Origin of the sequence: Nocardioides sp. (assembly GCF_035703625.1) — a bacterium.
Taxonomy (GTDB): Bacteria; Actinomycetota; Actinomycetes; order Propionibacteriales; family Nocardioidaceae; genus Nocardioides.
In genome coordinates this window covers 26835-36133 of sequence record NZ_DASSXS010000293.1, presented here as the reverse complement: position 1 = coordinate 36133, position 9299 = coordinate 26835, and the positions used below count along the sequence as shown (strand labels likewise).

The following is a 9299-nucleotide window of genomic DNA, read 5'->3' as shown; positions in this document are numbered from 1 at the left end:
CGCCGCTGCAACGCGCGGGTAGTGCCGTGGACGGCGTGTTACATGCGAGTAGCGTCGACCCATGCCCGAATGTCCCGGCCCGGCCACGGTGGTTTTCGACTCCACCCTGACCGACTACAGCTTCGGGCCCAGTCATCCCATGTCGCCGGTCCGCGTCGACCTCACGATGCGGCTCGCCCTCGAGCTCGGGGTGATCGGAGACCGGTTGGCGCAGGTCCCCGCACCGATGGCCGCCGACGACGTCATCGCGACGGTGCACAGCGAGGAGCTGATCGAAGCCGTCTCCCGCGTCGGCCGGGTTGCGGGCGAGATCGACCTCGCGCGCGGGCTCGGCACCGACGACAACCCCGTGTTCGAGGGAATGCACCGGGCCGCGGCCCACGTGGTGGGCGCCAGTGTGGAGGCGTGCCGGCAGGTCTGGGCGGGGGAGTCGCTGCACAGCGCCAACATCACCGGCGGCCTGCACCACGCCATGCGCGACCGCTCCAGCGGCTTCTGCATCTACAACGACGTGGCCGTCGGCATCCAGTACCTCCTCGACCAGGGCGCCGAGAAGGTCGCCTACGTCGACGTCGACGTCCACCACGGGGACGGCGTCGAGCAGATCTTCTGGAACGACCCGCGGGTGCTCACCATCTCTCTGCACGAGACCGGACAGGTCCTCTTCCCCGGCACCGGCTTCCCGACCGACCTGGGCGGCCCGGACGCCAAGGGCAGCGCGGTCAACGTGGCCCTCCCGCCGGGTACGGCGGACGCCGGCTGGCTGCGCGCCTTCCACGCGGTCGTGCCGCCGCTGCTGCGGGAGTTCCGCCCCGACGTGCTGGTCACCCAGCACGGCTGCGACTCCCACATCGAGGACCCCCTCGCCCACCTGATGCTGACCGTCGACGGCCAGCGGGCGGCGTACCTCGCCCTGCACGACCTGGCCCACGAGGTCGCCGGCGGTCGCTGGGTGGTGACCGGCGGCGGCGGGTACGCCCTGGTCGAGGTGGTCCCGCGGGCGTGGTCCCACCTGCTGGCCATCGTCGGCGGACGCCCTCTCGATCCCGCCACGGACACCCCGGGCGATTGGAGGGAGTACGTCCAGGTGGCGTTGGGCCGCACTGCGCCGTACCGGATGACCGACGGCCGCAACCCGCGCTTCCGTGACTGGTCGGAGGGCTACGACCCCGGAACCTGGCTCGACCGCGCCATCCACGCGACCCGGACCGAGGCCTTCCCGCTGCACGGCCTGGACCCCCACTTCTGACCCTCCGAGGTCCTGCTCGGAGCGCAGCGCAAGCAGCCACGCCGCGATCACTGGGGTTACTTGAGTGATTCTCTTCCACACGAGTCACTTCAGGCCCTATTCTCACGGGACAGCGGTCGTGCGTTCACCGGTGGGGAAGCCGGTGCCGTGCCGCTACAGAAAGATCGGTGCACCATGGCTGACAGCTCATCGACCGGAGAGATCTCCGAGTCCCATTTCCTGACCGTTGCCGAAGTTGCCGCGATGATGCGCGTCTCCAAGATGACTGTCTACCGTCTAGTCCACAGCGGGGAGCTGCCCGCAGTCCGGGTGGGGCGCTCGTTCCGGGTCCTCGAGAAGGACGTGGACGACTACCTCCGCAAGAGCTTCTACAACGCTGGCTGATCCGCCGGATCCCACCGTCGCCCCGGCGATCTCGCCGGGGCGACTCGGATTCTGCGCACGCACGGACGCCGGTTAGGCTGTCTGGGTCCTCCGGGCAGGCTCACCGGAGCGGCCCCAAGCGTTCGAGAGGTGTTTTGTGGGTTCAGTCATCAAGAAGCGGCGCAAGCGCATGGCGAAGAAGAAGCACCGCAAGCTGCTGAAGAAGACGCGCGTCCAGCGCCGCAAGCTCGGCAAGTAGCCCGCATGGGCAACGGCGGCCGGGTCGTCCTGGTGACGGGGGTCTCCCGAGACCTCGGTCGCCGGTTCGCCGTGTCCATGTCGGCTCAGCCCTCGGTCCGACGCGTGATCGGCGTCGACGTCGTTCCGCCGCGCGGAGACCTGGGTGACGTCTCCTTCGTCCGGGCGGACATCCGCAACCCCATCATCGCGAAGGTCATCGCCAAGGAGGACGTCGACACCGTCGTCCACATGAGCGTGATCGCCACCCCCGGCAGCGCCGGCGGGCGGCACACGATGAAGGAGCTCAACGTCATCGGCACGATGCAGCTCCTTGCTGCCTGCCAGAAGGCGCCGGGGCTCCGGGATCTGATCGTGAAGTCGACCACCACGGTGTACGGCGCCAGCAGCCGCGACCCGGCGATGTTCACCGAGGACATGCAGCCCCGTCGGGCCCACCAGTCCGGCTACTCGAAGGACGCGGCCGAGGTCGAGGGTTACGTGCGGGGGTTCGCCCGCCGTCGCCCTGACGTGCGGGTCGCCATGCTGCGTGCTGCGAACGTGCTCGGGCCGATCGTCCAGAGCCCGATCACGTCGTACTTCCGGCTCCCGGTGATCCCCACCGTCCTCGGCTTCGACCCGCGCATGCAGTTCCTCCACGCCGACGACCTGATCGACGCCCTCCGCCACACCGCCCTGTCCGACGTGTCGGGCACCTTCAACGTCGCCGGTGACGGAGTCCTCATGCTGAGCCAGGCGATCCGGCGCCTGCAGCGCCCCTCCGTGGCGCTGCCGTCCTTCGCGGTCGGTGGCCTCGGGTCGGCGCTGCGCTCGGCGCGGATCGCGGACTTCTCGCCCGAGCAGCTCCGGTTCCTCACCTACGGTCGCGGGGTCGACACCACTCGCATGCGCAACGTCCTCGGCTTCACGCCGAAGTACCGTACGGACGAGGCCTTCGCCGACTTCGCGGCGTCGCTGACGCCGACCGGGGGGCGCTCGACCCGGGTGATAGACGGCCTCACCCACGCTCTCGAGAGCGCGGGCGAACGCAGGAGAGAGCTCGAAGGGTCACGCCATGGGTGACGCCGACATCATCCCGATCGGGACCCGTGGCAAGCCGGGGCGCGGGACCGAGGGCGCGAGCAAGCCCTCGTCCGCGGCCCGCAGCCTCGCCGGAGACCGTGCCGCCCGGTCATCGGCACCCCGGCAGAAGGTGCCCCGCGAGCCGGCGCCCGACGAGACCCCCCAGCAGCCCGAGGCAGAGACCACGGCCGTGGACCCCCAGGCTGCCGACGACGTGACGACGCAGGGTGCCGCACGATCCCCGGCCACGACCCGCGACCGTTCGCCGCTCGCCGGGATTCCGGTGGGCGACTGGCTGGCCGCCTTCCAGTTCGCGGCCAAGGAGCTCTTCGGCGACCAGTGGGAGCCGCAGCTGGCGAGGTTCCTCGCCTTCCTGAGGCGACGCGTCACCGGCGACTACGTCGTCGACGAGTACGGCTTCGACCCCGAGGTCACCCAGCGCTTCGTCATGACCGCCCTCCGGCCCATCGCGCAGAAGTGGTTCCGCGTCGAGGTCCGCGGTGCGGTCAACATCCCGGCCGACGGGGGTGCGCTGGTGGTGTCCAACCACTCGGGCACGATCCCCATGGACGGCCTGATGACGATGGTGTCGATCCACGACGCCACGGGACGCCACCTCCGACCCCTTGGCGCCGACCTGGTCTTCCGGCTGCCCGTGGTCAGCAGCATGGCCCGCCGCAGCGGAGCCACCCTGGCCTGCAACGAGGACGCCGAGCGGATGCTCGCGGGTGGCGAGCTCGTGGGGGTGTGGCCGGAGGGCTTCAAGGGGATCGGCAAGCCCTACGGCGAGCGGTACAAGCTGCAGAGGTTCGGCCGGGGCGGTTTCGTCTCCGCGGCCCTGCGCACCGGAGTGCCGATCATCCCGCTGTCGGTGGTCGGCGCGGAGGAGATCTATCCGCTGGTCGGCAACGTTCCGGCCCTCGCCCGGCTGCTCGGGGTGCCGTACATCCCGATCACCCCGTTCTTCCCGCTGCTCGGGCCGCTCGGCCTCGTGCCCCTGCCGTCGAAGTGGTTGCTGGAGTTCGGCGAGCCGATCCGGACCGACGCGTACGACGAGGGTGCGGCGGACGACCCGATGCTGGTGTTCAACGTGACCGACCAGGTGCGCGAGACCATCCAGCAGACGCTGTACACGCTCCTGATGGACCGGGAGTCGGTCTTTCGCTGACCTGAAGGGCGGGACTAGCGGTCAGTTTCCGTCGAACCGGGTCTCGACACGCGGGTCGCGACTTCGTTCCTCAGTCGCGCCGCCCGCTCGACCACCATCAGCGCAGCCGCTGGCGCGCCGGCCCTATGGGTTCAGCAGCGGGTCGGTGACGTCGTCGACGATCGGACCGGGGTCCGGAAGCTCCGGAACGCTCGGGCCGGAGGCAGGCTCGGAGCCGCCGCCGGTGAGCGTCTTGGTGAGCTCGTCGACCGGGCCGGACGAGCCGTCCTGGGACCCACCGTCGCCGGAGGAGGTGCCGGTGTCGGCACCGCCGGCGGGCGACAGCACGCTGCCCGGAGGAAGGGGGCCGCTGGTCTGGGGCAGCGACGTCGCGCCGTCACCCGAGCCCTTCTTCCTGTTCTTGGGCGAGGCCTTGAGCACGGTGCCCGGAGTCGCGGCGACGCTGTCGGAGGACTCGAAGCTCGACGTGAGGATCGCCGGGATGTCCGTGATCCCGTCACCGCCGCAGGAGGGGCAGGCCTGCTGCGCCTGGGCATCGATCTGGGTGAGGATCCGGGCTGCCCGCAGCAGCTCGTCGCGGGCCTCGTCGGGCACGACGGCCTCGAGCTCGGCCAGCGTCTCCATGCTGGCTCCGGTGAAGTCGCGCAGCTCCGCGATCGAGCTCTCGTCGCCGGTGGCGGCGTAGTCGGCGAGCAACAGGTCGGAGGCCTCGATGGCCTGCCGGGTGAAGGCGTTGAAGGTGTCGGCGATCGCAGCGCCGTCCTCGGTCTGACCGTCGCGGCTCAGGGCGGTGATCTCCTCGAGCCGGCCGGTGGCGTTGGCCAGGAGCGTGACGCCCTTGTCGGCCTCGTCGACCGCGACGCCGGTCTCGGCGCCCTCGATGAGCCGCTTGAGCGGATAGAGCGCGTCGCCCGGGAGGGCGGACTGGGCCGCCATCGCCATCGAGGTGGTGGCGCCGACGATCGCGAATCCGGCGGCCGCCGCGGCGATGCGACGTTCGCGGGCGGTCCGTCGGGTGGTACGTCGGGACGGCAGGGCGAGACGTGCCTCGGCCGGGTCGGCGACCAGCACCGTCTGCGCCTCCGCCATCAGCTGCTCGCGCAGCGTGGACACGAAGTCCTGGCGGGGCTCCACGACGGGCGCGTCCCGAAGGGTCGCCACGATGTCCAGGAAGTCGGCGTAACGAGCGTCGTGGAGCCCACCGGTCGAGGTGTCCTCGACCAGGGAGTGGAACTCCTCGGCGCGCCGTCGCGCTCCGAAAACCGGGGTCATCGATCGAATCCTGTCTTGTCGTGCTCCAGCGGGCCGACCTGTTCGACCCCTGACACCGACCTCAACGAGCCGCCGAGGGGAGAGGTTACGGGGTTCGCGTCACATCTGATTGACGTCTTTCGCACGCTGTGCATCAGTCCCGGATCCCTTCCGGCATGAGCTTCGCGAGGTTGCGTACGCCGCGCAGCTGGAGTTGCTTGATCGCGCCGTCGCTGCGCCCCAGGACGGCGGCGGTCTCGGCGATGCTCATCCCCTGGAGGAACCGCATGATCAGGCAGTCGCGCTGCTCGTCCGGAAGTGACTTCAGGGCACCGAGGAGGATCTCGTTGGTCAGCCCCGCCAGCACCGTGGCCTCCGGCCCCTCCGTGGCGTCGTCGTGGTCGCTCATGTCCTCGGTGGTGAGCTCGAGGCGGGTGCGACCGGCCTTGAAGTGGTCGGTGGCGAGGTTGCGGGCGATGGTCATCAGCCAGGCGCCGAAGTCCTTGCCCTGCCAGCGGAAGTTGTTCATGCTCCGCAGCGCCCGGAAGAAGGTCTCCGACGTCAGGTCCTCGGCGACCTGCACCGATCGGGTCCGGTAGAAGAGGAACCGGTAGACCGACGACTGGTAGTGGTCGTAGAGAAGTCCGAATGCGTCCGAGTCGCCGGTGCGGGCGAGCTCGACCAGCGCGATCAGGCGGGTGCGCTCGGCCTCGGACTCCTCCGAGGAGGCGGCCTGGTCGGCGTCGTCGAAGCCGCCGCCGTCGACGGCGGATGTTCCGCTGCCCACGGTCGCCTGGCTCCCGTGCGAGACCGAAGTCTCGGAGAGCAGCATCGTGGGTCCGCCGACGACGGACACCTGGGGGCCAAGAAGGACCTGGGCGACAGCGGCACGCAGGGCTTCGAGCCCGCGAGCGACGTCGTAGCCGTCCCTCTGCATGTGATTTGGCCCTCCCGGTCCACGCTTCCCCCGAAGCTCCCGACATCGTATGTGCGGACACGGGTGGAAGGGAACAGTTGTACACCAAAGGTGGCGTGTACCACTTTGGTAAAACTTCAGAATCGGGCTCCGGGAAGTCGGCGCCGTCGTCCGCGCAGGGCCGCGCCGGCGGCGATCGTGCCGCCGACGGCCCCGACCACGGCGCCGACAGCCACCCCCGCGCGGGCCGCCTTCCTGCCTGTCCGGTAGTCCCGGACCCGCCATCCCAGCTGCCGCGCCCGGGCGCGCAGCCTGGCGTCCGGGTTGATGGCGCAGGGGTCCCCGACCAGCATCAGCATGGGCAGGTCGTTGAACGAGTCGGAGTACGCCGAGCACTTCTGGAGGTCGAGGTTCTCCCGGGCCGCGAGGGCCTTGATCGCCTCTGCCTTGGCCGGCCCGTGGAGCAGGTCGCCGACCAGCTTTCCCGTGTAGACGCCGTCGACGTGCTCGGCGACCGTGCCCATCGCCCCGGTGAGGCCCAGCCGCTGCGCGATGATGTGGGCGATCTCGATGGGTGCGGCGGTCACCAGCCAGACGCGTTGACCCTGGTCGAGGTGGAGCTGTGCCAGCGCACGGGTCCCCGGCCAGATCCGGTGGGCCATGGCCTCGTCGAAGATCGCCTCGCCGAGATCCTCGAGCTCGGCGACCGTGCGACCCGCGATGAAGCCGAGCGCGGAGCTGCGTGCGTCCGCGACATGATCGGGGTCCTCGACCCCGACGAACCGGAAGTACGCCTGTTTCCAGGCCGCCCCCAGGATGTCGCGGGTCGTGAAGAACTTCCGGCGGTGGAGCCCCCGAGCCAGGTGGAAGATGCTCGCGCCCTGCATGACGGTGTTGTCGACGTCGAAGAAGGCGGCCGCCGACGGGTCCGCCGGGGTGTCGAGAGCGGTCTCGACCTCCGCCGCTGCCGCCGACGCCTCGCCGGCCAGGACGGACCGCTGACGAAGGTTCGGACGCCTGCGCCGCGGGTCCGTGGGAGGGGTCACATCGGCAGCGTAGACCCCGGCCGGGCAGCCGAGCTGGGGCGTGCCGCCCGTGTGGAAGGATCCGGGCATGCCTGCTGCGCACGACCTGGCCGACCTGGTCGCCGAGGCGGCGGAGGAGCGCCCCGACGCCCTCGCCGTCGTCGAGGCGGGTGGACGAGGCCTCACGTGGGCCGAGCTCGAGGACGAGGTCGGCCGGATCGCGACCGGCCTCGGCAACGCCGGCGTCGTCGCGGGACACCGGGTCCTGCTCGCGATCGGCAACCGGCTCGAGTTCATCACCACCTATCTCGCCGTGCTGCGGGCCCAGGTGGTCGCCGTGCCGGTCAACCCCAGATCGACGGTCGACGAGCTCGCACGGCTGATCGCCGACTCCGGGTCCCGCCTCGTCGTCGCCGAACCGCGGACGGTCGACGCCGTGCGCGAGGCGGTCTCGGTCGTCCGGGGTGCGCTCGCCGGCGACAGCGACGTACTCGACCCCGACCTCGTGTCACGAGCCGTGCCGCCGCGGGTCGCGGTGGCCGGTGAGCCGGCGCGCGAGGGCGAGCTGAGCCATGACGCGCTGCGCGAGGGCCCTGCCCGGGCCGTGCCCCCGCTGCAGGACCCCGAGAAGCTCGCCGCCCTGCTCTACACCAGCGGTACGTCGGGGCGCCCGCGCGCGGCGATGCTGACCCACCGGGCCCTGCTGGCCAACCTGGAGCAGGTCGCTTCCGTGGAGCCGCCGATGATCCGGGGCGACGACGTCGTGCTGGGAGTGCTCCCCCTCTTCCACGTCTACGGGCTCAACGCGGTCCTCGGCGGCGTGCTCAGGCACCGCGCGAAGCTCGTCCTGGTCGAGCGGTTCGACCCGCAGGACACCCTGGACCTGATCGACGACGAGGCGTGCAGCGTGGTGCCGGTGGCGCCGGCGGTCTTCGCCCACTGGCTGCCCGACGAGAACCTCGCCGCCCGGCTCGGATCGGTGCGCCTGATGCTCTCCGGCTCGGCCCCTCTCTCACCCGCCCTGATCGAGCAGTTCACGTCGAAGACGTCGATCCCGGTGCACCAGGGCTACGGTCTCACCGAGGCCGCCCCGGTGGTCACCAGCACGTTGTGCAGTGAGCGGCTGCAGGCCGGCTCCGTCGGAGCGGCCCTGCCCGGGATCGACATCGGGCTGGTGGACGAGCTCGGCCACCGGCCCGAGGGCGAGGACCCCGGCGAGATCCGGATCCGCGGCGCGAACCTGTTCAGCGGCTACTGGCCCCACGCCGCCGAGGGACCCGACGACGACGGCTGGTGGTCGACCGGGGATGTGGGCTTCCTCGACTCCTCGGGGGACCTGTTCCTCGTCGACCGCGTCAAGGACCTGGTCATCGTCAGCGGGTTCAACGTCTACCCCAGCGAGGTGGAGGACGTCCTCCGCGAGGTGCCCGGGGTCGTGGCCGCAGCGGTGATCGGCGTCGAGGACGAACGGACGGGGGAGGCGGTGGTGGCCTACGTCAGGGCTCCCGGGGGCGATTCCGCCGAGACCCGGGAGGCCTGCCGGAGGCACTGCGAGACCCGGCTGGCCCGGTTCAAGTGGCCGAGCCGGATCGAGGTCGTCGACCAGCTCCCGCTCACGGTCACGGGCAAGGTCCAGAAGGGTCGCCTGCGGGGCATCGAGCGGCGGCGGGCGCTCGGGTTGCTGGAGGAGTGAGGCGCCAGTGAGCCCGCGGGTCACCTTCTACACGCGCACCGGTTGCCACCTGTGCGACGAGGCCCGCCTGGTGGTCGAGCAGGTCTGCGCCGAGCTGGGCGAGGAGTTCGCCGAGGTCGACATCGACGCCGACCCCGAGCTAGCGGCGCGCTTCGGCGAGGAGGTCCCGGTCACCTTCGTCGACGGGAGCCAGCACGACTTCTGGCGGGTCGATCCCACACGCCTCCGGGCCGCTCTCACGCGTTGACCAGGGGCCCGCCTCGGTGGGCCTTCTCACATGTGCTAGTCCGTCATTCGGCTCGGTTTGTTCTCCC

10 protein-coding genes are annotated in these 9299 nt (G+C 70.8%); 7 read left to right on the top strand and 3 right to left on the bottom strand.

The features are described from left to right. The first annotated feature begins 61 nt into the window (after positions 1-61). The 5 genes from VFN12_RS15410 to VFN12_RS15390 all read left to right on the top strand — a co-directional run bounded on the left by VFN12_RS15410 (position 62) and on the right by VFN12_RS15390 (position 4100). The gene (locus VFN12_RS15410) at positions 62-1249 is read left to right on the top strand and encodes an acetoin utilization protein AcuC (RefSeq protein WP_325119622.1); all 1188 of its coding nucleotides are present in this window, start codon (positions 62-64) and stop codon (positions 1247-1249) included. Positions 1250-1423: 174 nt separating this feature from the next. Beyond that, entirely contained in the window at positions 1424-1633 is a 210-nt protein-coding gene (locus VFN12_RS15405) for a helix-turn-helix domain-containing protein (protein ID WP_325119621.1), read from the top strand. 136 nt (positions 1634-1769) lie between these two features. Further along, a complete protein-coding gene (locus tag VFN12_RS15400) occupies positions 1770-1871 on the top strand; it encodes a 30S ribosomal protein bS22 (protein WP_008356322.1) in 102 nt (33 codons plus the stop codon). Between the two features lie 5 nt (positions 1872-1876). After that, positions 1877-2932 carry an NAD-dependent epimerase/dehydratase family protein gene (locus tag VFN12_RS15395; protein WP_325119620.1) on the top strand — a complete coding sequence of 352 codons (1056 nt, stop codon included), beginning with the start codon at positions 1877-1879 and terminating at the stop codon, positions 2930-2932. Next, the gene (locus VFN12_RS15390) at positions 2925-4100 is read left to right on the top strand and encodes a lysophospholipid acyltransferase family protein (protein WP_325119619.1); all 1176 of its coding nucleotides are present in this window, start codon (positions 2925-2927) and stop codon (positions 4098-4100) included. Before VFN12_RS15395 ends, VFN12_RS15390 begins: the two co-directional genes overlap by 8 nt. Positions 4101-4223: 123 nt before the next feature. Here VFN12_RS15390 and VFN12_RS15385 read toward each other — a convergent pair whose 3' ends face one another. From VFN12_RS15385 to VFN12_RS15375, 3 genes are all read right to left on the bottom strand, one after another. Continuing rightward, positions 4224-5372 carry a DUF5667 domain-containing protein gene (locus VFN12_RS15385; protein WP_325119618.1) on the bottom strand — a complete coding sequence of 383 codons (1149 nt, stop codon included), beginning with the start codon at positions 5370-5372 and terminating at the stop codon, positions 4224-4226. Positions 5373-5505: 133 nt separating this feature from the next. Next, complete coding sequence (locus VFN12_RS15380; RefSeq protein WP_325119617.1) at positions 5506-6288, bottom strand: sigma-70 family RNA polymerase sigma factor; 783 nt, start codon at positions 6286-6288, stop codon at positions 5506-5508. Between the two features lie 116 nt (positions 6289-6404). Continuing rightward, positions 6405-7313 (bottom strand): HAD-IB family hydrolase, encoded by a 909-nt coding sequence (locus tag VFN12_RS15375; protein ID WP_325119616.1) that lies wholly within the window; start codon positions 7311-7313, stop codon positions 6405-6407. 67 nt (positions 7314-7380) lie between these two features. On the opposite strand from VFN12_RS15375, the gene VFN12_RS15370 reads away from it, so the two are divergent. Next, complete coding sequence (locus VFN12_RS15370) at positions 7381-8985, top strand: class I adenylate-forming enzyme family protein (RefSeq protein ID WP_325119615.1); 1605 nt, start codon at positions 7381-7383, stop codon at positions 8983-8985. A 7-nt stretch (positions 8986-8992) separates the two neighbouring features. Next, entirely contained in the window at positions 8993-9232 is a 240-nt protein-coding gene (locus VFN12_RS15365; RefSeq protein ID WP_325119614.1) for a glutaredoxin family protein, read from the top strand. Positions 9233-9299 lie beyond the last annotated feature (67 nt).